Here is a 21,600-nt window from a genome sequence, read left to right as displayed (position 1 = left end):
CCATGCGCGTACTGATCGCTGAGCATGACCATGCTCGATACGCCGGCCTTTTGCGCGCAGCCGCGCCTGACGTGGACGTTGTGACCAGCGGCGACTCTGCCGAACTGGCCCGCCAGGCACCGCAGTGCCCGGTGTGGCTGGGCCAGCCGGACTTGCTGGCCAGTCTGCTGCGCCAAGGCCACAAGCCGGGCTGGATACAGTCGACATGGGCCGGTATCACGCCGTTGCTGGCCGACGGCCTGCCGCGTGATTACCGCCTGAGCCGCGCAGTTGGCATATTTGGTCAGGTGATGGCCGAGTACATGCTCACCTATATGCTAGGCCATGAGCGTGAGGTGCTGTCGCGCCTGGTCAGCCAGGTCGAGCGGCGCTGGGATGACCGCCCGGGGCGCAGCCTGGAAGGGCGCAAGGTCCTCATAGTGGGGGCGGGTGACATTGGTCAGCGTGTGGCCGAGTTCCTGCAGCCGTTTGGTGTGGAGCTGTACGGGGTTGCCAGCAGCGCCCGTGAACAGGCCCCGTTCGTCCAGGTGGCGGCGCTGGCCGACCTGCCGCGCATGGTCGGCCAGGTCGACTATGTGCTGAACCTGCTGCCGGATACCCCGGCGACTCATGACCTGTATGACGCCGCGCTGTTCAAGTGCTTCCAGCCCTCGGCCTTGTTCATCAATGCCGGGCGTGGTGTGGCGGTGGTCGATGCCGACCTGGTCGAGGCGTTGAAAGAGGGCCATCTGGCCGGTGCCGTGATCGATGTGTGCCGCCAGGAGCCGTTGCCCAAGCAACACCCGTTCTGGACCGCCTGGGGCTTGCTGCTGACCGGGCACAGCTCGGCGCCCACCTCGCCGACAGCGATGGTGCGCTTGTTTGTCGAGAATGTGCGGGCATATGAAGCGGGGCAGGGGTTGCGGGGTGAAGTCGATTTCGCCCGGGGCTACTGATCGCTGCGGCCTGTACCGGCCTCTTCGCGGGTAAACCCGCTCCAGCTCAGGGTGGTGATACCCCGAAGGAGCGGGCTTGCCCGCGAAGAGGCCAGCCCTGCCAACACAAACCTTACAGACTGAAATCGCCTTCAGCAGCCAGCTCGCTCAGCGGCTTGCGCGGGCTCGGCACTTCACGCGCCTGCAGGGCTTCATCCAGGCTGGCCTTGTCCCCCAGCTTGCCGATCGCCACCATGGCATGCAGTACGTAACCCTCGGGAATCTTCAGTTCCTGACGTGCCAGGTCCTGATCGAAGCCGGCCATGCCATGGGTATGCCAGCCGCTGATGCTGGCCTGCAGGGCCAGGTGCCCCCAGGCAGACCCCGTGTCGAAGGTGTGCCACAGCGCCGGTTTTTCTTCCGTAGCGCCCGGGGCCGCGAACGTGGTCTTGGAAATGACCAGCACCAGCGCCGACGCCTGTTGCGCCCAGCTGCGATTGAAGGGCACCAGCAGGCTCAGGTAACGCTCCCAGTTCGGCGTGTCGCGGCGGGCATACAGGAAGCGCCAAGGCTGCGAGTTATAGGCCGAAGGTGCCCAGCGGGCGGCTTCGAGGAAGCTCAGCAGGGTTTCTTCGCTGATCGGCTCGGCGGTGAAGGCGCGTGGCGACCAGCGGTTGATGAACTGCTCGTTGATGGCGTAATCGGCAATGCGGGGGTTGGCGCTCATGGCGGCTCCTGCGAACGGACGGGAAAAGCGCACGCTACTGCGTGCCGTCGCGACTGACAAGCGGTCTGGCTTTGCCGAAGGCCAGGCTCTAGACTGGCGCCGCCGCGCGCCGTGGCCCCCAAGATGAAGGCAGGAACCCTGTGTGATGATCGCTGAAAACGCGCCGTTCTGGCGGCGCAAGACCCTCGAAGAGCTCAGCCAGCAAGAGTGGGAATCGCTGTGCGATGGCTGCGGCCTGTGCTGCCTGCAAAAGCTCGAGGACGAAGACGACAACAGCGTCTATTACACGCGCATCGCCTGCAAATTGCTGGACCTGAATACCTGCCAGTGCAGCGACTACCCCAACCGCTTCGCCCAAGTGCCAGACTGCATCCAGCTCACCCCGGGCAAGGCCGACCAGTTCAAGTGGCTGCCGAGTACCTGCGGTTACCGCCTGGTCAGTGAGGGCAAGGACTTGCCGGCCTGGCATCACCTGGTCTGTGGCGACCGGCAACAGGTTCATGAACAGCGCATTTCCCAGTCGGGGCGTATGCTCAGTGAACACGATGTGCACGAAGACGACTGGGAAGACCACCTGATCTTTCGCGCCAGCTGACCGGCGCGGCCCGCTGCCTCGGGGAAACAAGGAGTTTCTGTATGCGTTGCCACCTGATGTTGCTGTTGGGCCTGATGGCCAGTTCGCCGGCCTGGGCGAAAAAGGTCGACCTCGACTACCAGGTGCGCTTGCTGCCTGCCAGCGGTCAGGCCGAGGTCCGCGTGACATTGGCCGAAGGCAGCGCCGTGCGCAGCCTGGACTTCGACCTGGGCAAGGCTGGGGCCTACAGCGGCTTCCAGGCTGATGGGCAATGGCAGCTGAAGGGGCAACGTGGTATCTGGCAGCCAGCGGCCGGCAAGACCAGCCTCAGCTACCGTGTGCAGCTGGACCAGAAACTGGCCAGCGGCGCCTATTCATCACGCATCACTCCGCACTGGGCACTGTTCCTCGGCGACCAGCTGATACCCCCTGCGCGCCTCGACCAGCAGGATGGTACCGAGCTGGTGGCGCGCCTGGCTTTCGACCTGCCCGAGGGCTGGAAGAGCATCGAAACGTCCTGGCCGCGCATCGGCAAGGGGAAGTTTCGCATCGACAACGTGTCGCGCCTGTTCGATCGCCCGACCGGCTGGATGCTTGCCGGCGACCTGGGCAGCCGCCGCGCCCGCCTGGGCGAGACCGAAGTGACCGTGGCCGCGCCGGTGGGGCAGGGCATGCGGCGCATGGACAGCCTGACCTTGCTCACATTCGTCTGGCCACAACTACAAGCTGTGTTCCCGCGTAACCCGCCCAAGCTGCTGTTGGTCGGGGCGCGTGACGGCATGTGGCGAGGGGCTATGGCTGCGCAGGGCTCGTTGTACCTGAACAGTGCCCGGCCCATGGTCAGCGAAAACGGCAATAGCCCGTTGCTGCGCGAATTGGTGCAACTGTTCGCGCAGATTCACGGGCGTGACGGCAGTGACTGGCTGGTAGAGAGCCTGACCGATTATTACGCCAACGAGTTGCTACGCCGCTCGGGCGGGATGAGTGATGACCGCTACCAGGTCTGGCAGGCGCGTCTGAGCAAGCAGGGCGCCAAGGTCAACCGGCTCAAGGGTGAACGCGCAAGCCCGGCCCAGGTGGCCCGCGGCGTGATGCTGTTGCAGGCGCTGGACAAGGAAATCCGCATTCACACCCAGGCCAAACGTTCGTTGGATGATGTGGTACGTGGGCTGATGCGCCTGCCCAGCGTCAGTACCGAAGACTTCGTGCAGATCAGCGAGAACGTGCTGGGGCGGCGTTCCGATGTGTTGCAGAGCAAGGTGCTGCACTAGGCATCCCTGCGCCTGACAATCGGCAGGGCGGCATCGTCTGCAAGTCGCACTTCAAGCGTATCAAGTCGTACCTGGAATACACCGCGGAGCAGAAACTCAGCATTGTTCACGGGGCGAAACCGAGGAGGGGGAGCGTGCAGCCAACCATCGTCGGCAACGTAGATTGCGACAACCCATGGTTTGTCGAGGCAATGTTCGGCCCGGTTTCGGTGCTGTTCTGACGGAGCTCAGCACTCGGTCGCCCTGTGTTGGCAGGTCTATCCTGTTGCCGCAGTGGCGGCCTTTCTATTTGAACTTGGGCCCCGAACGGGTATTCAGACCCTTGGCCATGCGGTCATACAGCACCACATTCACCGTCGCCGCCAGGTTCATGCAGCCCTCGGTCGGGATGTAGATGGTCTCTTCACACCATCCCCGCACGTCTTCGCTCAACGAGCCGTCCTCTGGCCCGAAGATGTAAATGGCCCGGTCCGGATGGGTGTAATCCGGCAATGGCCGCGCACCCTCCACCAGTTCCACCGCCACGGGCGTGCAGCCCAACGGAATAATGCGCTGCAGGTCGTCGATGCCGATCAGCGGGATGTCGTAGTGCACGCGCTTGGTGTCGGTGACGAAGTCACGTGCGCGTTCATAGCGTTTGCCCGTGTAGAACACCGAATTGACGCCATAGCAGCCCGCGGCGCGCATCACAGAGCCGACGTTTTCTGCCGACTTGGGGTTGAACAGGCCGATGCAGCTGTATCGTTTGTTTGCCACGTACCGGGGCCCTTCGCGAAAAAAGCGCGATTATACGGGCTGCCCGGTAACAGCGGGGGGCGAATCGATGGTCAGTCTTTCTTCAGCATGCCCGCCAGCCCTGCAAACGGGTTGTGCGTAGCCTTGGCAATGCTCGGGGTGCTGGTGGAGCCTTCGCTGAAGTACTGCTGGTCGGTGTAGCGCGAGTGCTCGTTGTCGTGGCAGTACAGGCACAGCAGCTCCCAGTTGGAGCCGTCCTGAGGATTGTTGTCGTGGTTGTGGTCACGGTGATGCACGGTCAGCTCGCTCAGGCGCTTGCCGGCGAACTCGCGGGCGCAGCGGCCGCATACGTGCGGGTACATTCTCAGGGCCTTGTCGCGGTAGCCCATTTCCTTGTCGCGCTTGGCATCGGCCAGGATGCGGTCGAGGCGCGCGGTAGCGGCGGCAGAAGAGGTGGAGCTCATGGTGTTTCCTTTGTTCTGATCAGGCAGGTGACGGTTATGCCATTGAGTCTAGCGCGCTTGCAGGTCAGGCGGACAGGCGAAAGCGTTGATTTAGGCGTAGCCTGTAGAAAGGTTCCCGACAGGAGGTTGCTGATGTTTCACGCGATCCTCGCCGCGCTGTTGATGGCTGGCCTGCCCCTGGCAGAAGCTGCCAGCCCGCCACCCAGGCTCACGCCGCCAGTACCCGGCGCGCCCGGTACGCCGACGCCTACGCCATACCCGCAGATTACCCCGAGCACACCGCCCAAGGCTTATGACAGCCAGCCGGGGGCGCCCTTGTTGCCGCCGATGCCAGTGCCCGGCCCGCCGAAGGACCAGCCATTGCCCGGGTTGCGACAGGACCCGCCGAAGCCGCCGGCCCAGAATGATTGAGCATGAGCGGCCCACGCCGTCATCATGTTGGAGCAACTGTCTTGCTCAATTTCTGAAGCTGGCGCGTGTGGGAGCGGGCTTGCCCGCGAACACGGGCGAAGCCCGTGCCATCCACCACGGTGTTGGCTTCGCGGGCTTGCCCGCTCCCACAGCGATCGCGGGGGTGCTCAAACCTGAGTTTAGGCAATACCCAGCTCGCCAAACACGAACGCATACTCCAGGGCCACATCCTTCAACCCCTGGTACCGCCCGCTCATCCCGCCATGCCCAGCCCCCATCTCGGTCTTGAGCAGCAGCAGGTTGCTGTCGGTCTTGAGTGTGCGCAACTTCGCCACCCATTTGGCTGCCTCCCAATACTGCACGCGGCTGTCGTTGTAGCCCGCCACCACCAGCATCGCCGGGTAGGCCTGCGCTTTCAGGTTCTCGTACGGCGCATAAGCCTTGATCCGTTCATACACCTCCGGCTCCTCAGGGTTGCCCCATTCGTCGTACTCGGTCACGGTCAGCGGCAGCTCCGGGTCGAGCATGGTGTTGAGCACGTCGACGAACGGCACTTCGGCAATGGCGCAGCGGAACAGCTCCGGGCGCAGGTTGAGCACCGCGCCGATCAGCAGGCCGCCGGCGCTGCCACCACTGATGGCCAGGCGGTCGGCGGCAGTCACGCCCTCGCTGATCAGGTGCTCGGCGCAGGCGATGAAGTCGCTGAACGTGTTGTGCTTGTACTCCTGCTTGCCGGCACGGTACCAGGCTTCCCCCAGTTCACCACCACCTCGCACGTGGGCGATGGCAAAGGCCACGCCGCGCTCCAGCAGGCTCAGGCGCGCATGTGAGAACCAGGGGTCGAGGCTTTCGCCATAGGCGCCATAGCCGTACAGGTACAGTGGCACGGTCTTGCCCAGGTCCTGGCGGCGGCGTACCAGGCTGATCGGCACCTGGGTGCCGTCCGCTGCGGTTGCCCACAGGCGTTCACTGACATAGTCATCGGCATCGAATGCACCGAGCACCGGGGTTTGCTTGAGCACCACCTGGGCGCCCGTGGGCAACGTCAGTTGGCGCACCTGGGCCGGGCGGTTGAGCGCTTCGTAGCGCAAGCGTATGCGAGTGCTGGCAAATTCCAGGCTGTCCTGCACGTACAGGCTGTAGGCGGCGTCTGGCAGTTCGACGCGGTAGGCCGGCAAGCCCTGCGGGCGGACTTCGATGATCGGCAGGCCGCCTTCGCGCAGGCTCAGGGTGAGGGCACCGGTGTTCAGGCTGAGGCCTTCGAGCATGACCGCGTCGCGGTGCGCCACCAGCACCTGCCACTGTTCGCGGCTTGGCACTGGCGCGGCTGGCGCGTGGTACAGGGCGAAGTTGATGCCATCCTGGTTGGTGCGGATGAACCAGCGCCACTGGCCGTCGAGTTGGCCGTGGTCGGGGAAGTATTCGTGGCCTTCGACGCGCGGCGCCAGGCAGGTGAACGGCGCCTGCGGGGTGTCGGCGTCCAGCACCCAGGCCTCGCTGGTGGTCTTGCTGTTCAGCAGCAGCACCAGCTGGCGCTCGGAACTGGTGCGGTAGCAGTGCAGGAAGAAACGCCCGTCTGGCTCTTCGAACACGGTGTGCGCGGCGTCCGTGCCCAAGGTGTGGCGACGCAGGCGCCATGGGCGGTGGGTGTCGTCCAGCTCTGCGAAGAAGAGCGTCTGGCTGTCGTTGGCCCAGGTCAGGCTACCGTCGCAGTCGTCGAAGGGCAGGGTAGTGACACTGCCACTGGCCAGGTCTTTGACGTACAGGGTATAGATTTCGTCGCCGCTGGTGTCGAGGCTATAGGCCAGCAGGCGGTGGTCGGGGCTGATGTTGAACGCGCCCAGGGAGAGGAAACCGCCGTTGGCCAGGGCGTTGGGGTCGAGCAGCAGTTGCTCCTGGCTTTCATCGACGGTGTTCGAGTCGTCGGCCGGGCGTGGGCAGCGGTAGTGACGCGGGTATTCGTCGCCGGCGGTGGTACGGGTGTAGTACAGGTAGGGGCCCCAGGGCGCCGGCAATGACAGGTCGGTCTCCAGGATGCGGCCCTTGATTTCTTCGAACAGTCGCTCACGCAACGGTGCCTGGTCGGCCAGGCAGGCTTCCTGGTAGGCGTTTTCAGCTTGCAGGTAAGCGAGTACCTCGGGGGTGTCGCGCTGTTGCAGCCAGGCATACGGGTCGGTGGCCTGGTCGGCTTGGGCAATCGGGGGTTGGGGCTTGGTTGGCATTGAAGGTCTCTTGATTGGGGTTACCTGTGGCGGCCTCTTCGCGGGTAAACCCGCTCCTACAGGGGTCGCACCGAGGTAGGAGCGGGTTTACCCGCGAAGAGGCCGGCACAGGCAAACACTGTCTGCGCCCGGAAAAGTGTTTATCATAGGCATCTCTTTGCCTGGCTTGCACGAACACCATGACCGAGAACGACTACACCTTCGCCTGGGGCTTGTACGCAGTAGCCGCCTTAGGGTGCCTGCTGGTGGGCTTCAAGCTCACCGGCTGGATGTGGCGCTGGCTGCGCGAACCGCTACGGGTGGTGCTGGCGGTGCTGCTGCTGACCCCGACCATCGTCGACCCGGTCAAGGACAGCTTCGCCCCTGCAATCGCCATCACTGCGCTGGATGTCGCTTTCAAGGTCGGCAACAACGCCTGGCGCGCTGTGTCCGACTTCGCCATGTACGGCATGATCGCCTTCGGCCTGTACTTCCTCTTCGTGCTGCTGCGCTGGCCGCTGGAAAAGCGCGCGCACGCACGCCGTGAGCAGGCCGAAGCCGCCGCCAGGCGTCAGCAGGCCGAGGATGACCAGCTCGGCACCCAGGCGCCGCTGGCTGCCGAGCGCAGCGACCGTTACCGTGACGACTTGCCGCCAGCCGCTACGCGTGGCGCAGGCCGGGTCGAGCCTCGTCTGTAAACGGAGACACGCCTATGTGCGAACTGCTGGGCATGAGTGCCAACGTCCCTACCGACATCGTTTTCAGCTTCACCGGCCTGATGCAGCGGGGCGGGCGAACCGGCCCGCACCGTGACGGCTGGGGGATAGGCTTTTACGAAGGCCGCGGCCTGCGCCTGTTCCAGGACCCGGCCGCGAGCAGCGAGTCGGAAGTGGCCAACCTCGTGCAGCGCTACCCGATCAAAAGTGAAGTGGTGATCGGTCATATCCGTCAGGCCAACGTCGGCAGGGTGTGCCTGTCCAACACCCACCCGTTCGTGCGGGAAATGTGGGGCCGCAACTGGTGCTTCGCGCACAACGGCCAGCTGGGTGACTTCAAGGGCCTGGCCAGTTTCTACCGGCCAGTGGGCGACACCGACAGCGAAGCGGCCTTCTGCGACTTGCTCAACCGCATCCGCAGCGCCTTCCCCGAACCGGTGCCGGTGGAGCAGCTGCTGCCCGTGCTGGTCGAAGCCTGTGCCGGCTACCGGGATCTGGGCGTGTTCAACTGCATGCTCAGCGACGGCGACTGGCTGTTCTGCTTTTGCTCGACCAAGCTGGTGCACATTACCCGCCGTGCGCCATTCGGTGCCGCACGGTTGAAGGATGTCGACCTGATCGTCGATTTTCATACCGAAACCACCCCCAACGACGTGGTCACGGTGATTGCCACCGAGGCCCTGACCGAGAACGAGACCTGGCACCGCTACGCGCCGGGTCAGTGGGCCCTGTGGCGGCACGGCGAGTGCGTGGCGCACGGCCAGAGCTAAGGACGCTGCATGTTCAGAAGTTACCTGCGATTGCTGTTGTTCACCTTCGGCCTGCTGGCCGGTATCCAGGTCCCGGGGCTGGTCAAGGACTATAGCCAGCGGGTCGAGGCGCACCTGTTCGAATCGCGCGAGGCGCTCGATGGGTTCCGGCAAACGGCCGAGCGCTTTTTCAAGGGCGACTTGCAGGCGCTGCTGCAGCACTACCGCAGCAGCGACGACCCGGTGTTCAACAGTGATGCCAACAGCATCGAAAGCCTGATGATCCGCAACGAACTGCTGGAAAACGAATGGCAGGTGCTGCAAGGGTCATGGGCCGAGCGTACCTGGCATGTGCTGGTACAGGCCGACCCGCAGTTACGTGAAGAAACCCTCAATGGCTACAGCTACCAGATTCTGCTGGTGCCCGAGGCGATTGGCTGGGGTGTGGGTGCCGGGTTTGTGCTGGCCTTTGTGGTCGAAAGCCTGTTGTTGGGGATTGGCTGGCTGATCCTGGGCGGGCGGCGCAGGGTGGTGAAAGAGAGCTGGCGCTAAGTTTTGCTGTACCTGTAGCGGCCCTTTCGCGGGCTTGCCCGCTCCCACAGGTACAACCTGGCCCGCCAGGCCTGTGATGATCCTGTGGGAGCGGGCAAGCCCGCGAAAGGGCCGGTACAGGCGGAGACTGTTGGTCAGACCAGCACGATCCGCTGCCCACCCACATCCCGCGCATACCGCGCCAACACCTGCCGGCAAACCCCAACCACCTCATCGACCAACGCCACCCCGGTCTGCCACGCCACCACCAGCTCAAGGCTCGGCGGCGGCTGCAACCCTTCCAGCAGCACCAGCTCGCCCCGGCCCAACTCGGCATCCACCAGCGCCGGCGGTAGCGCGCCAATGCCAAAGCCGTCGCGCAACAGCCGGGTAATCGCCGCCACCGAGTTCACACAATTCAACCGGGGTGCCTCTGCCCCCGCAGCCTGCAGCAAGCTCAGCACCTCCTGGTGCGGCCGTGAATTCTTCGAGAAGGTGATGATGCGCTCGCGCCCAAGTTCGGCCAGCGACGCATAGTCCCGGTGCTGGTGGGCGCCTGCGGCCACCACCCAGCCCATTGGGTAGCGTGCCAGGTCGAGGCTGCGGATCGATTGCTCGCGCAGCAAGTCGGTCTGCAAAATCACGTCAAGAAAGCCCTTCTGCAGCTGCTCGCGCAAGTTCAGCGCGGTGTCGGCCACCAGTTCGATTTCCACCTGTGGGTAGCGCTCGGTCAGCTCCGCCACCAGCGCGCTCATCCAGGTGTGGATCACAGTATCCATCACCCCGATGCGAATGCGCCCGACCTTGGCCCGGTCGCTGTCCAGCGACTGCTTCATGGCCTTGGCGGTTTCCAGCATGCGTTCGGCGTATTCCAGCACCTTGCTGCCTTCCGGGGTCAGGCTGACGCCGCGGGAGTCGCGCAGCAGCAGCTTCACGCCCAGGTCAGCCTCCAGTGCGGCAATGCGGCTGGATACCGAAGCCTGGGTGGTGAACAGCTTTTCTGCCGTCAGGCGGAAGCTCTTGAGCCGGGCGACCCAGACGAAGGTTTCGAGGAAGCGAAGGTTCATGATCAGTTTTTCTTGTTCCAGACCGGCGGTTTTTTTCGTTGGACGCAGGCGAGGCGGCCTCTGAACAATGGCGCCCAGGCCGCGACGCTTCATGTCGCCCATAAAACAATACCAACAAGCCGAGGCATCCATGAACCCCACCGGCGTGCAGCAGCAGGTCAGTACCCTCCCTTCGTCCGGGCCTTTCGCCTGGTACCGTGACATCGACAAACAGCAACGACGTACCTTCTGGAGCTGCAAGATTGGCTATGGCCTGGACGGTATGGACACACAGATGCTCAGTTTCGTCATCCCTACGCTGATCATGCTGTGGGGTATCACCACCACCGAAGCCGGGTTGATCCACACCAGCACGCTGATCGCCTCGGCTGTAGGAGGCTGGGTGGCGGGTATCCTCTCCGACCGCATCGGCCGGGTGCGTACCCTGCAACTGACGGTGTTGTGGTTCGCCTTCTTCACCTTCCTGTGCGGCTTCGCTCAGAACTACGAGCAATTGCTGATTGCCCGAACCCTGATGGGCTTTGGCTTCGGTGGCGAGTGGACCGCCGGTGCGGTGTTGATCGGCGAGGTGATCCGCGCCCAGGACCGCGGCAAGGCGGTGGGCATGGTGCAGTCCGGCTGGGCAATCGGCTGGGGCCTCACGGCCATCCTCTATGCGCTGCTGTTCTCCTGGCTGCCGGCAGAGCAGGCTTGGCGTGCGTTGTTCCTGCTGGGGCTGGTACCGGCAATCTTCGTGATCTTCGTTCGCCGCCTGGTCAAGGACCCTGAGGTCTATCGTAAGGCCAAGGCAGTGGAAAACGCCGAGGCACCTTCGCGCTTCTACGAAATCTTCGCCCCGGGCATGCTCTGGACCACCGTGCGGGCATCCCTGCTGACCACCGGCGCGCTCGGCGGTTACTACGCCATCACCTCGTGGCTGCCAACCTTCCTGAAGAACGAACGCGGCCTGAGTGTGCTGGGCACGGGTGGTTATCTGGCCATGGTGATCGTCGGCTCGTACGTGGGCTATGTGGTCAGCGCTTATCTGTCCGACCTGCTGGGGCGCAAGAAGAACTTCATCCTGTTCGCCGTGGGCTCTTTCGTCATTGTGCTGTTGTACACGCAGATGCCGGTCAGCGATGGCGTGATGCTGTGGCTGGGTCTCCCGTTGGGCTTCTTCGCCTCGGGTATCTTCAGCGGCATGGGGGCGTTTCTGACCGAACTGTTCCCCACGCGCATCCGGGGTTCGGGGCAGGGCTTCTGCTACAACATCGGCAAGGTCATTGCCGCGCTGTTCCCGTTAATGATCGGCATGCTCGGCCAGAACGTTCCGCTGGGTTTGGGTATCGGCGTGTTTTCTGCTGTGTCCTACGGCATTGTGATCGTGGCGGCCTTGAGCTTGCCGGAAACCCGCGGCAAACAGCTGCAGGCGCGGTAAGGTAGGCATATGCACAACAACAACGGAGGCCTCGTGGTGGAACGCCTGCTACTCAATTGCGACATGGGCGAGAGTTTTGGCAGCTGGCGCATGGGCCTGGATGCCGAGGTCATGCCTTACATCGATTGCGCCAACATCGCCTGCGGCTACCACGCCGGCGACCCCGGCATCATGCGCCGCACCGTGGCCCTGGCGCTGGAGCACGGGGTGACTATCGGCGCTCATCCGGCCTACCCGGACCTGGTCGGCTTCGGCCGCCGCTCCATGGCCTGCAGCCCGGAAGAAATCCGCGACCTGCTGCATTATCAGATCGGTGCGCTGGATGGCATCTGCAAAGTGCTGGGTGGTCGCGTGGCCTATGTGAAGCCCCATGGCGCGCTGTACAACGACATGATGGCCGACCCGCTCAAGCTGCGTACCGTGCTGGAGGCCGTAGCGGCCTATGACAGCAACCTGCCATTGATGCTGATGGCCACCGCCGACAACCGTGCCGCCCAGGCACTAGGCGATGAAATCGGCGTGCCGCTGTGGTTCGAGGCGTTCGCAGACCGCGCATACACCGCCAGCGGCCATCTGCTGTCGCGGCGCCTGCCGGGCGCGGTGCATCACGACCCGGCGCGGGTGGTGGAGCAGGCGGTGCGTCTGGCCCGAGGCGAAACGCTGTTGGCTGACGATGGCAGCGCCTTGCAGCTTGCCGCCCGCACCCTCTGCGTGCATGGCGACAACGACAGTTCGGTGGCGGCGGTGCGGCAGATTCGCCAGGCCCTCGATGGGCTGGAGGTGTGATGAAGCCGCGAATCGAAGTGGTCGCCATCGACAGCCTGATGGTACGCCTGTTCGACCGTATCGATGAGGCCAACATGCCATGGATGCTCGCCGCCAGCCGGCGCTTGAGCGCGGCGTTCGGCGAGCATTTGCTGGACCTGGTGCCGTCCTATACCACGCTGATGGTGCAGTCTGCCCTGCCGCCAGGCGAGGCCAGGGCGCGAATCGCTCAGGCGCTGGACGGCTTGCAGCCTGACACCGGCAGTGGCGGCCGCCGACACGAAATCCCGGTGTGGTACGACGCCAGTGTCGGCCCCGAGCTGCCTGTGCTGGCAGCTCGCAGCGGCTTGAGTGAAGCGGAGATTGTTCGATTGCACGGTGAACGCGATTACCCGGTGTTTGCCCTGGGCTTCGCACCGGGTTTCGGCTTCATGGGCCTGGTCGACGAGCGCCTGGCCAGCCCTCGTCTGAGTACCCCACGCAAGCGCGTGGCGGCGGGCAGCGTGGGTATTGCCGAGCGCCAGACGGCGGCCTACCCGGCAGTATCGCCGGGTGGCTGGAACCTGATCGGGCGCACCCCGGTGCGGTTGTTCGACCGTGAGCGTGAGGGTTACAGCCTCTTGCAACCCGGTGACCGGGTGCGCTTCGTGCCGGTTTCGCGCAGCGAATTCCTGGCTATGGGTGGTGATGTGGAGGCGCAGGGATGAAGCAGTTGATGATCGAGGCCAGTACGCCGTTGTGCCAGTTACAGGATGCCGGGCGCTTTGGCGTGCGCCACCTTGGCGTGACCCAGGGCGGGGCGCTGGACTGGGTGGCGATGCACTGGGCCAACTGGCTGCTGGGCAACCCGTTGGGGGCGCCGGTGGTCGAGGTGGCGCTGGGTGGTTTTTGCGTGGTGGCCGAACAGGATTGCGTGCTGGCCCTGGCCGGTGCCGACCTGGATGCGTGTGTCGATGATCAGCCACTCGCGCCATGGCGCAGCTTTGCCTTGGCCAAGGGGCAGCGCTTGACCTTGAGACAGCCCAAAGTGGGTGTGCGGGCGTATCTGGCGGCACCGGGTGGGTTTCTGGGCGAGGATATGCTGGGCAGTTGTGCCACCGTGGTACGTGAAGCACTGGGTGGCATCGATGGCCAGGGTGCTGCGCTGGCTAAACACCAGGCATTGGCTTTTACCGGTAGCAATGCCCCCCTGCGCGAAGTGCCGCAAGCGTTGTGCCCGCAGTTCGCCCCAAAGCCGGTGCTGGACCTGGTGATGGGCGCGCAGATCGGTGAATTCAGCGGTACCAGCTTGTTCGAGGCATTCAACCGGGAGTGGACGCTGGATAGCCGGGCCGACCGCATGGGCATCCGGTTGTTGGGGCCGCAGCTGGTGTACCAAGGGGCGCCGATGATCTCCGAAGGGATCCCGCTGGGGGCGGTACAGGTGCCGCCAGACGGGCAGCCGATCGTGTTGCTCAATGACCGGCAGACCATTGGTGGGTACCCGCGGCTGGGCGCGCTGACGCCGCTGGCGCTGGCGCAACTGGCGCAGTGCATGCCGGGGGCGGTGGTGCGGTTCAGGGCGGTGGTGCAGGACCAGGCCTGGCGTGAGCAGCAGCTTTACCTGAGGCGTTGGTCTTAAGGCTGCTAGCCCTTTCGCGGGCTTGCCCGCTCCCACAGGGATAGCACTGCATTTGAGGGTTGTGAATGTGGGGGGGCCTGTGGGAGCGGGCGAGCCCGCGAAAGGGCCGGTACAGGCAACCTCACTTGGACAGGTAGCGCATCCCGTCCTCCAACCCTTGCAGGGTCAGCGGATACATCTTGTCCTCGATCAGGTCGCGCACCAGATGGGTCGAGGCGGTGTACTCCCAGGCCTGCTTGGGGTACGGGTTGATCCAGATGACCTTCCTGAATTTTTCCATGAAACGCTGGATCCACACATACCCGGCTTCTTCGTTCCAGTGCTCCACGCTGCCACCGGGCTGGGTGATCTCGTAGGGCGCCATGGCCGCGTCACCGACGAACACCACCTTGTAGTCATCGCCGTACTTGTGCAGCAGGTCGAAGGTGGAAAAACGTTCGGACGTGCGGCGCAGGTTGTTCTTCCACACCGACTCATAAACGCAATTGTGGAAGTAGTAATACTCCAGGTGCTTGAACTCGGTCTTGCAGGCCGAGAACAGCTCTTCGCAGACTTTGACGTGGGCGTCCATCGAACCGCCAATGTCGAACAGCAAAAGCAGCTTCACGGTGTTGCGCCGCTCGGGGCGCATCTGGATGTTCAGCAACCCGGCATCACGCGCGGTGTGGTCGATGGTGCCATCGATGTCGAGCTCTTCGGCGGCGCCTTCGCGGGCGAACTTGCGCAGCCGGCGCAGGGCCAGCTTGATGTTGCGGGTGCCAAGCTCGACCTGGTCGTCGAGGTTCTTGTACTCGCGTTGGTCCCAGACTTTTACTGCCTTGCCCTGACGCTTGCCGGCGTCACCGACGCGGATGCCCTCGGGGTTGAAACCACCCGAGCCGAATGGGCTGGTGCCGCCGGTGCCAATCCACTTGTTGCCGCCAGCGTGGCGTTCCTTTTGCTCTTCGAGGCGCTGTTTGAATGCCTCGATAAGCTTGTCCAGGCCGCCCAGCGACTGGATCTGCGCGCGTTCTTCATCGGTCAGCGAGCGCTCGAATTCCTTGCGCAGCCAGTCTTCGGGGATCAGCGCCTCGATGTGCCGGTCGAGATTTTCCAGGCCCTTGAAGTAGGCTGCGAAGGCACGGTCGAACTTGTCGAAGTGGCGTTCGTCCTTCACCAGGATGGCGCGGGCGAGGTAGTAGAACTCGTCCATGTCGGCGAACACCACGCGCTTTTGCAAGGCCTGGTGCAGGTCGAGCAGTTCACGCACCGAAACCGGCACCTTGGCCGCACGCATCTCATTGAACAGATTGAGCAGCATGGCCCTGCTCCTGTCAGCGGTTGCCGCGCCGGCTCATGAAGGCCAGGCGCTCGAGCAGTTGAACATCCTGCTCGTTTTTTACCAGCGCACCGGCCAGCGGCGGGATGGCCTTGGTCGGGTCGCGTTCGCGCAGCACCGCTTCACCGATGTTGTCGGCCATCAGCAGCTTGAGCCAGTCGACCAGCTCGGAGGTGGACGGCTTTTTCTTCAGGCCCGGCACCTTGCGCACGTCGAAGAACACATCCAGTGCCTCGCTGACCAGCGACTGGCTGATGTTCGGGTAGTGCACGTCGACAATCTGCTGCAGGGTAGTGCGGTCGGGGAAGGCGATGTAGTGGAAGAAGCAGCGGCGCAGGAAGGCGTCCGGCAGCTCTTTTTCGTTGTTCGAGGTAATGATGATGATCGGCCGCTGTTTGGCCTTGATGGTCTCGTCGATTTCGTAGACGTAGAACTCCATCTTGTCGAGTTCTTGCAGCAGGTCGTTGGGGAATTCGATATCGGCCTTGTCGATTTCGTCGATCAGCAGGATGACCCGCTCATCGGCCTCGAAAGCCTCCCAGAGCTTGCCCTTTTTCAGGTAGTTGCGCACATCGTGCACCTTGTCCACGCCCAGCTGCGAGTCGCGCAGGCGGCTGACCGCGTCGTACTCGTACAGCCCCTGGTGGGCCTTGGTGGTGGATTTGATGTGCCAGGTGATCAGGCGCGCCCCGAACGAGGCCGCCAACTGCTCGGCGAGCATGGTTTTGCCGGTGCCCGGTTCGCCCTTGACCAACAGCGGGCGTTCGAGGGTAATGGCCGCGTTTACCGCCAGTTTCAGGTCGTCTGTGGCGACGTAGTCGCGGGTGCCTTCGAACTTCATGGGGGGTTGTCCTCTGTTTAGGGCTTTGCGGGCCTCTTCGCGGGAAACCCGCGCCTAATAAGGTTGTAGGGGCGGGTTTACCCGCGAAGAGGCCCGAACACGCAGCACATGATCTGGATTTGTTTCCGACTATAACGCGGGGCCAGGCGGCTGCAAACGCAGACCGGGTATTCAGTCCCTGAATGCCCCGTCACACTGTCTCAGTCAGACTTCGGCGCTGGTTGCTCATAGCGCGCATTGAATGCCTGGACAAACCCATTGCGCAGGATCTGCAAGAACGCTTCGAAGGCACTGATATCCTGTTGGCGCACACTGCCGCTGAGTTCCACCCGGGTGGCGAACTGGTTTTTCGGCTGGTTCTTCAGCACCGTTTCGGTCGCCCCCACCAGGGCCTCCCACACTGAGCGGAAGAAGCCCTTGTCCTTTTCCTCGACGTCCTGTTGCCAGTCGAACACGTCGACATCGCGCAGCAGCGGTTTTATATAGCCGTTCAGCCGGCCGTTTTCTGCCTGGGCCTCGATGACCACGTCACCGTGCCCGGCATTGAAGTCGAATTTGCCATAGGCGCTGGCAAAGTCATTCAGTTTTCGCAGCTCGATGCCGGTGGCGCGAAGCCTGAATTCGAAGTCGTCGAAATCACTGAAAGGGTCGAAGGTGGCACGGCTTTCTACCTTCGCATCCCCCGCGATGAGCGCCGTCCCTTCGAAACTTGCATCGCGACGGCCTTGCTGGTCGCGCACGTTGGTCAAGTTGTGGATGCTGGCATTCAACCGGGTGGCCTTGAGGTCGACCGGTGGTTTGGAATTGAAGTTGCGGAACGTCAGCACGCCATTGTCGATACGCACTTCGTTGAGGGTGATGGGCAGGAGTTTTTCCAGCTGCTGGCGCCAGTCGGTACCTTGGCCGGTCTGCGATGCCTGTTTGCTACCACCGTCGACAAAGTTCAGCTCGGGGTGCACGAAGGTTACCTCCGCCACTACTGCCTTGTCGTACCACAACGAACGCCAGCTCACCGAAAGGTCGATCAGTGGGGCGTCGAGAAACGGTACGGGCACCTTGCCGGTGGTCTTGACGATTTTCAGCCCATTGATCTGGTAGGCACCGCGCCACCAGGCCAGGTCCACATCGGCTACCTGGCCGCGGTAGTCACCCATGTCGGCCAGCTTGTCGTTGAGGTAGTCGCGCACCAGGTAGGGCAGGGCCAGGTGCAGCGCCACCAGCAGCACGATCAGGCTGGCCAGGCCGACCAGCGGCCAGCGATAGCGGGCTTTCATGAGGCTGTCTCCAAGGCGGGATGTGCGGTTGACCGCAACGTGCCGGGCTGAGTTCGAACAGGCTTTACGGGCCACCGCCGCAGGCTTACCCTTGAGTCATTTCCCTGCTTTTTCATGCCAAGGACCCCTGCCATGAGCCGTATCTTTGCAGACAACGCCCACTCCATCGGTAACACGCCGCTGGTGCAGATCAACCGCATCGCCCCGCGCGGTGTGACCATCCTGGCCAAGATCGAAGGGCGCAACCCCGGATACTCGGTCAAATGCCGCATTGGCGCGAACATGGTCTGGGACGCCGAGAGCAGCGGCAAGCTCAAACCGGGCATGACCATCGTCGAGCCCACCTCGGGCAACACCGGTATCGGCCTGGCCTTCGTTGCCGCCGCCCGCGGCTACAAGCTGATGCTGACCATGCCCGCCTCGATGAGCCTGGAGCGCCGCAAGGTGCTGAAGGCACTGGGCGCCGAGCTGGTATTGACCGATCCGGCCAAGGGCATGAAGGGCGCGATCGAGAAGGCCAACGAAATCGTCGCCTCCGACCCGGCGCAGTACTTCCTGCCGGGCCAGTTCGAAAACCCGGCCAACCCGGCCATTCACGAGAAAACCACCGGCCCTGAGATCTGGAACGACACGGACGGCGCCATCGACGTGCTGGTGGCAGGCGTGGGCACTGGCGGGACCATCACCGGCGTGTCGCGCTACATCAAACATACCCAGGGCAAGGCCATCCTGTCGGTGGCAGTGGAACCCGTGGCATCGCCCCTGATCAGCCAGACCCTGGCCGGCGAAGAACTCAAGCCAAGCCCGCACAAAATCCAGGGCATCGGCGCCGGTTTCGTGCCGAAAAACCTCGACCTGTCGATTGTCGACCAAGTGGAGACGGTGACCGACGAAGAGTCCAAGGCCATGGCGATTCGCCTGATGCAGGAAGAGGGCATCCTTTGTGGTATTTCCTGCGGTGCGGCAATGGCGGCAGCGGTGCGTCTGGCCGAAAAACCGGAAATGCAGGGTAAGACCATCGTCGTAATCCTGCCCGATTCGGGCGAGCGATACTTGTCGAGCATGCTGTTCAGCGACATGTTCAGCGAGCAGGAAACCCAGCAGTAATCGGCCTTGCCGCTGATCCGGCGCAACGATCGGCGGACTGGTTTATTGCAAAATCTTCATGAATGCGATCCCGCCCGGGTTGTTTTTACCGCGGCGGGATCGGTTTATGATGGCAGGATGATTTTCTGGAGAGCAGGCAGCGCAGGCCTGACTCTTCCTCAAGGAGTGAAAGCATGACCTTTTCCTTTGCAGCCAAGGCGGGTGTCTTGCTGGTGTTTTTCGGCAGCGTGCTGTTCGTGCACTTGCGCGGCAAGGCCCGTCTGCCGGTGTTGCGCCAGTTCGTCAACCATTCGGCGCTGTTCGCCCCCTACAACGCGTTGATGTACCTGTTTTCCGGCGTGCCGTCCAAGCCCTACCTGGATCGCCAGCGCTTCCCCGAGCTGGACGTGTTGAAGGACAACTGGCAGGAAATCCGCGAAGAGGCCATGCGCCTGTTCGACGAAGGCTATATCCGTGCCGCTGAGAAAGATAACGACGCCGGCTTCGGTTCGTTCTTCAAGAAGGGCTGGAAGCGCTTTTACCTGAAGTGGTACGACAAACCGCTGCCTTCGGCGCAAACCCTTTGCCCGCGCACTGTCGAGCTGGTCAGCCGCATCCCCAATGTCAAGGGCGCAATGTTTGCCCTGCTACCCGGCGGCAGCCACCTGAACCCGCACCGCGACCCGTTCGCAGGCTCGCTGCGTTATCACCTGGGGCTGTCCACGCCCAACTCCGACGCATGCCGCATCTACGTGGACGGTGAGCAGTACGCCTGGCGTGATGGCGAAGACGTGATGTTCGACGAAACCTACGTGCACTGGGTCAAGAACGAAACCGACGTTACCCGCGTGATCCTGTTCTGTGACATCGAGCGCCCGCTGAGTAGCCCGCTGATGACGCGCATCAACCGTAAGGTCAGTGCCTTCCTCGGCCGCGCCACCGCGCCGCAGAACACCGACGAAGAGCGCGTGGGCGGGATCAACCAGGCGTACGCCTGGAGCAAGCGCTTCAGCAACAGGATCAGCAGCCATGTGAAGCAGTTCAAACGTGCCAACCCCAAGGCTTACCGCGTGCTGCGGCCGGTACTGGCGGTGGTGGTGGCGTATCTGTTGTATCGCTGGTTGTTCTGATTTTTTCTGGTCTAACCGGCCGCTTTGCGGGGCAAGCCCGCTGCCACAGGTGCGCCTCATCCTTCAAGGACGAGGGCGCGCGTGTGGAGGCGGGGTTGTGCTGCGAAGAATCACTCGCTATATTCCAGAGCATTCACTTCTGCAAAGACCCCTGTCATGCCCGCCATCCCTTCCACCACACGCTTTGCCATCGCGCCAGTCGCGGGCATGGTCGTGCGTGGTAGCCAGCAGCCGGTCATGATCTGTCACTCCCCACCACCTGTCAGTGGCGTCGTAGGCGGCGTAGCTCCGCCTCATTGCGTGGTCGTGCTGGGCTGATCGGCTTCTTGCCGTACCCCTTCACACGCGCAACCTACTGAACACGGTCGGCCACTGCTCACGTTGAAGCGCACGCCGTCCGTTTGGCTTATCTGCCTACTATCAGGTGGCAATTCATGTCTGTCTTTACCAAAACGTCCGTGGCCTCGGCGGCCACTACCTGCCTGTTCGTCCTGCTGTGGAGCAGCGGGGCGATCGTCTCCAAGCTCGGCCTGGCGCATGCCAGCCCGTTCGCCTTCCTGCTGTTGCGCTCGGCGCTGGCCCTGGCTGGCCTGTTGCTGATCGGCCCGTTGCTAGGGCTGCGCTGGCCGCGTACTCGCGGGAGCATTCTGCGGGCCCTGGGTACAGGGTGTGTGCTCCTCGGTGCCTATCAGATCTTTTATCTGTTGGCGCTTGATACCCATGTCACCCCCGGCGTCATGGCCACGGTGATGGGGGTACAACCCATCCTCACCGTGGTGCTGATGAAACGCCAGCGTTCCTGGAGCCGTTTGTTCGGCCTGGGTTTGGGGTTGGGCGGCTTGATCATGGTGGTCTACCAGGGCATCAATCTGGGCGGGGTATCGCTGGCGGGCATGCTGTTCGCCCTGCTGGCGCTGGTCAGCATGACCTTTGGCTCGATCCTGCAGAAGCGCATTACCGACAACCCCATGGGCACGCTGCCGCTGCAGTACCTGGCCGGCTTTGCCATGTGCGCGCTGTTCGCACCTCTGCAACCGCTTCATGTCGAGTGGACCGGCAGCTTCTTCGGTGCGCTGCTGTGGATGGGCCTGGTGGTCTCGCTGCTGGCAACCTTGCTGTTGTACCGGCTGATCGCCAAGGGCAACCTGGTCAACGTCACCAGCCTGTTCTACCTGGTGCCGGCAGTGACTGCGGTGATGGACTTGCTGATCTTCGGTAACCGCCTGGCACCACTCAGCCTGCTGGGCATGGGGCTGATCGTGGTTGGGCTGCTGTTCGTGTTTCGCAAGCCCGCCGCGCGCCTGGCCGAAGCGTAGGCCCTAGCGGAATTCTTCGGGGATGGCGTGGCGCAACACGCCTTCCTCGAAGTCCAGCAGGCCGGCTTCGCGCTGGGTGAGCAGGTAGTAGAGCAGGGTATCGAGCGAGCGTTGCGGCGGGACCTCGACCGCCAACATCTTCACTGCTTGTTCGGTTTCACAGGCGCAGCCGAAATCCAGCAATGCTGCGCGTACCTGGTCGAGGGTTTCCGGTGGTTTGACGACCACCCGGAACACCGAGCTGCCGCTGCTGTGGCGCAGTTCTGCGAACCAGGTTTCGCCTGCTTCCTCGCGGGTGTCGATCACGTCGCCCGGGGCGATGCCATAGACATGGAAGGGTATGTTGTCGATGGCATAGCCGCCTTCCACGGCCTTGGCCCACAGGCCCTCGACCGAGGCCGGTGGGTAGCCGTTCTCGTCCTGTTCCAGGCGGAACAGGACCTTTTTGTACGCGCTGTTCATGCAGTACCCC

25 protein-coding genes are annotated in these 21,600 nt (G+C 63.3%); 16 read left to right on the top strand and 9 right to left on the bottom strand.

Features of this window, described 5'->3' with window-relative positions:
* Positions 1-2 precede the first annotated feature (2 nt).
* Positions 3-935 carry a D-2-hydroxyacid dehydrogenase gene (locus C4Q27_RS04695; protein WP_064491839.1) on the top strand — a complete coding sequence of 311 codons (933 nt, stop codon included), beginning with the start codon at positions 3-5 and terminating at the stop codon, positions 933-935.
* A 112-nt stretch (positions 936-1,047) separates the two neighbouring features.
* On the opposite strand, the gene C4Q27_RS04690 is transcribed toward C4Q27_RS04695, so the two are convergent.
* The gene (locus tag C4Q27_RS04690; protein WP_014590030.1) at positions 1,048-1,641 is read right to left on the bottom strand and encodes a nitroreductase family protein; all 594 of its coding nucleotides are present in this window, start codon (positions 1,639-1,641) and stop codon (positions 1,048-1,050) included.
* A gap of 145 nt (positions 1,642-1,786) precedes the next feature.
* Between C4Q27_RS04690 and C4Q27_RS04685 the strand changes: the two genes are divergently transcribed.
* From C4Q27_RS04685 to C4Q27_RS29280, 3 genes are read left to right on the top strand one after another with little or no spacing between them, the layout of a single operon-like run.
* The gene (locus C4Q27_RS04685; protein ID WP_014590031.1) at positions 1,787-2,236 is read left to right on the top strand and encodes a YcgN family cysteine cluster protein; all 450 of its coding nucleotides are present in this window, start codon (positions 1,787-1,789) and stop codon (positions 2,234-2,236) included.
* 41 nt (positions 2,237-2,277) lie between these two features.
* On the top strand, positions 2,278-3,486 hold the full coding sequence (locus C4Q27_RS04680; RefSeq protein ID WP_064491837.1) for a hypothetical protein: 1,209 nt from the start codon (positions 2,278-2,280) through the stop codon (positions 3,484-3,486).
* Between the two features lie 2 nt (positions 3,487-3,488).
* Positions 3,489-3,707: an aldehyde dehydrogenase family protein gene (locus C4Q27_RS29280; RefSeq protein ID WP_121161120.1), complete on the top strand. Its 219-nt coding sequence runs from the start codon at positions 3,489-3,491 to the stop codon at positions 3,705-3,707.
* A gap of 64 nt (positions 3,708-3,771) precedes the next feature.
* Here the strand turns inward: C4Q27_RS29280 and C4Q27_RS04675 are convergent, their stop codons facing one another.
* Positions 3,772-4,242 (bottom strand): RNA methyltransferase, encoded by a 471-nt coding sequence (locus tag C4Q27_RS04675; protein WP_010955253.1) that lies wholly within the window; start codon positions 4,240-4,242, stop codon positions 3,772-3,774.
* 71 nt (positions 4,243-4,313) lie between these two features.
* Positions 4,314-4,685 carry a YajD family HNH nuclease gene (locus C4Q27_RS04670; protein WP_003254676.1) on the bottom strand — a complete coding sequence of 124 codons (372 nt, stop codon included), beginning with the start codon at positions 4,683-4,685 and terminating at the stop codon, positions 4,314-4,316.
* A gap of 132 nt (positions 4,686-4,817) precedes the next feature.
* On the opposite strand from C4Q27_RS04670, the gene C4Q27_RS04665 reads away from it, so the two are divergent.
* On the top strand, positions 4,818-5,096 hold the full coding sequence (locus C4Q27_RS04665; RefSeq protein ID WP_064491836.1) for a hypothetical protein: 279 nt from the start codon (positions 4,818-4,820) through the stop codon (positions 5,094-5,096).
* A gap of 179 nt (positions 5,097-5,275) precedes the next feature.
* On the opposite strand, the gene C4Q27_RS04655 is transcribed toward C4Q27_RS04665, so the two are convergent.
* Positions 5,276-7,318, bottom strand: coding sequence for a S9 family peptidase (locus C4Q27_RS04655; protein WP_104886554.1), 2,043 nt, complete (start codon positions 7,316-7,318; stop codon positions 5,276-5,278).
* Positions 7,319-7,497: 179 nt separating this feature from the next.
* Here C4Q27_RS04655 and C4Q27_RS04645 point away from each other — a divergent pair, with 179 nt between their 5' ends.
* Genes C4Q27_RS04645 through C4Q27_RS04635 form a run of 3 tightly spaced genes read left to right on the top strand, consistent with a single transcriptional unit; the run spans position 7,498 to position 9,314 of the window.
* Entirely contained in the window at positions 7,498-7,995 is a 498-nt protein-coding gene (locus C4Q27_RS04645) for a hypothetical protein (protein ID WP_064491834.1), read from the top strand.
* Positions 7,996-8,009: 14 nt separating this feature from the next.
* Entirely contained in the window at positions 8,010-8,783 is a 774-nt protein-coding gene (locus tag C4Q27_RS04640; RefSeq protein WP_010955250.1) for a class II glutamine amidotransferase, read from the top strand.
* A gap of 9 nt (positions 8,784-8,792) precedes the next feature.
* Positions 8,793-9,314, top strand: a complete 522-nt coding sequence (locus tag C4Q27_RS04635) for a DUF2937 family protein (protein WP_003254669.1) — start codon at positions 8,793-8,795, stop codon at positions 9,312-9,314.
* Positions 9,315-9,448: 134 nt separating this feature from the next.
* On the opposite strand, the gene C4Q27_RS04630 is transcribed toward C4Q27_RS04635, so the two are convergent.
* Positions 9,449-10,360: a LysR family transcriptional regulator gene (locus tag C4Q27_RS04630; RefSeq protein WP_010955248.1), complete on the bottom strand. Its 912-nt coding sequence runs from the start codon at positions 10,358-10,360 to the stop codon at positions 9,449-9,451.
* Positions 10,361-10,490: 130 nt separating this feature from the next.
* Here C4Q27_RS04630 and C4Q27_RS04625 point away from each other — a divergent pair, with 130 nt between their 5' ends.
* Genes C4Q27_RS04625 through C4Q27_RS04610 form a run of 4 tightly spaced genes read left to right on the top strand, consistent with a single transcriptional unit; the run spans position 10,491 to position 14,163 of the window.
* On the top strand, positions 10,491-11,777 hold the full coding sequence (locus C4Q27_RS04625) for an MFS transporter (RefSeq protein WP_064491833.1): 1,287 nt from the start codon (positions 10,491-10,493) through the stop codon (positions 11,775-11,777).
* 9 nt (positions 11,778-11,786) lie between these two features.
* Positions 11,787-12,563 carry a 5-oxoprolinase subunit PxpA gene (locus C4Q27_RS04620; RefSeq protein WP_064491832.1) on the top strand — a complete coding sequence of 259 codons (777 nt, stop codon included), beginning with the start codon at positions 11,787-11,789 and terminating at the stop codon, positions 12,561-12,563.
* On the top strand, positions 12,563-13,249 hold the full coding sequence (gene pxpB, locus C4Q27_RS04615; RefSeq protein WP_003254664.1) for a 5-oxoprolinase subunit PxpB: 687 nt from the start codon (positions 12,563-12,565) through the stop codon (positions 13,247-13,249). The genes C4Q27_RS04620 and pxpB overlap by 1 nt, the downstream gene beginning before the upstream one ends.
* On the top strand, positions 13,246-14,163 hold the full coding sequence (locus tag C4Q27_RS04610; protein WP_104886553.1) for a biotin-dependent carboxyltransferase family protein: 918 nt from the start codon (positions 13,246-13,248) through the stop codon (positions 14,161-14,163). Before pxpB ends, C4Q27_RS04610 begins: the two co-directional genes overlap by 4 nt.
* Before the next feature lie 121 nt (positions 14,164-14,284).
* Here the strand turns inward: C4Q27_RS04610 and C4Q27_RS04605 are convergent, their stop codons facing one another.
* From C4Q27_RS04605 to C4Q27_RS04595, 3 genes are all read right to left on the bottom strand, one after another.
* Positions 14,285-15,463 (bottom strand): VWA domain-containing protein, encoded by a 1,179-nt coding sequence (locus tag C4Q27_RS04605; RefSeq protein ID WP_104886552.1) that lies wholly within the window; start codon positions 15,461-15,463, stop codon positions 14,285-14,287.
* A gap of 13 nt (positions 15,464-15,476) precedes the next feature.
* Positions 15,477-16,322: a MoxR family ATPase gene (locus C4Q27_RS04600; RefSeq protein ID WP_003254658.1), complete on the bottom strand. Its 846-nt coding sequence runs from the start codon at positions 16,320-16,322 to the stop codon at positions 15,477-15,479.
* A gap of 200 nt (positions 16,323-16,522) precedes the next feature.
* Positions 16,523-17,596, bottom strand: coding sequence for a DUF748 domain-containing protein (locus C4Q27_RS04595; RefSeq protein ID WP_019436816.1), 1,074 nt, complete (start codon positions 17,594-17,596; stop codon positions 16,523-16,525).
* Positions 17,597-17,728: 132 nt separating this feature from the next.
* Here C4Q27_RS04595 and cysK point away from each other — a divergent pair, with 132 nt between their 5' ends.
* The 4 genes from cysK to C4Q27_RS04580 all read left to right on the top strand — a co-directional run bounded on the left by cysK (position 17,729) and on the right by C4Q27_RS04580 (position 21,128).
* Positions 17,729-18,703 carry a cysteine synthase A gene (cysK, locus tag C4Q27_RS04590; protein ID WP_020190628.1) on the top strand — a complete coding sequence of 325 codons (975 nt, stop codon included), beginning with the start codon at positions 17,729-17,731 and terminating at the stop codon, positions 18,701-18,703.
* A 173-nt stretch (positions 18,704-18,876) separates the two neighbouring features.
* Positions 18,877-19,812: an aspartyl/asparaginyl beta-hydroxylase domain-containing protein gene (locus tag C4Q27_RS04585; protein ID WP_020190627.1), complete on the top strand. Its 936-nt coding sequence runs from the start codon at positions 18,877-18,879 to the stop codon at positions 19,810-19,812.
* Positions 19,813-19,968: 156 nt separating this feature from the next.
* Complete coding sequence (locus C4Q27_RS29695; RefSeq protein ID WP_154070663.1) at positions 19,969-20,130, top strand: hypothetical protein; 162 nt, start codon at positions 19,969-19,971, stop codon at positions 20,128-20,130.
* A gap of 116 nt (positions 20,131-20,246) precedes the next feature.
* Positions 20,247-21,128: a DMT family transporter gene (locus C4Q27_RS04580; RefSeq protein WP_104886551.1), complete on the top strand. Its 882-nt coding sequence runs from the start codon at positions 20,247-20,249 to the stop codon at positions 21,126-21,128.
* 3 nt (positions 21,129-21,131) lie between these two features.
* On the opposite strand, the gene C4Q27_RS04575 is transcribed toward C4Q27_RS04580, so the two are convergent.
* Positions 21,132-21,590 (bottom strand): DUF4265 domain-containing protein, encoded by a 459-nt coding sequence (locus tag C4Q27_RS04575; RefSeq protein ID WP_019436818.1) that lies wholly within the window; start codon positions 21,588-21,590, stop codon positions 21,132-21,134.
* Between the last annotated feature and the right edge of the window lie 10 nt (positions 21,591-21,600).

Source organism: Pseudomonas sp. SWI36 (assembly GCF_002948105.1).
Lineage (GTDB): Bacteria > Pseudomonadota > Gammaproteobacteria > Pseudomonadales > Pseudomonadaceae > Aquipseudomonas > Aquipseudomonas alloputida.
The sequence above is the reverse complement of the archived record's forward strand: the minus strand, read 5'-3'. Positions and strand labels throughout refer to the sequence as shown.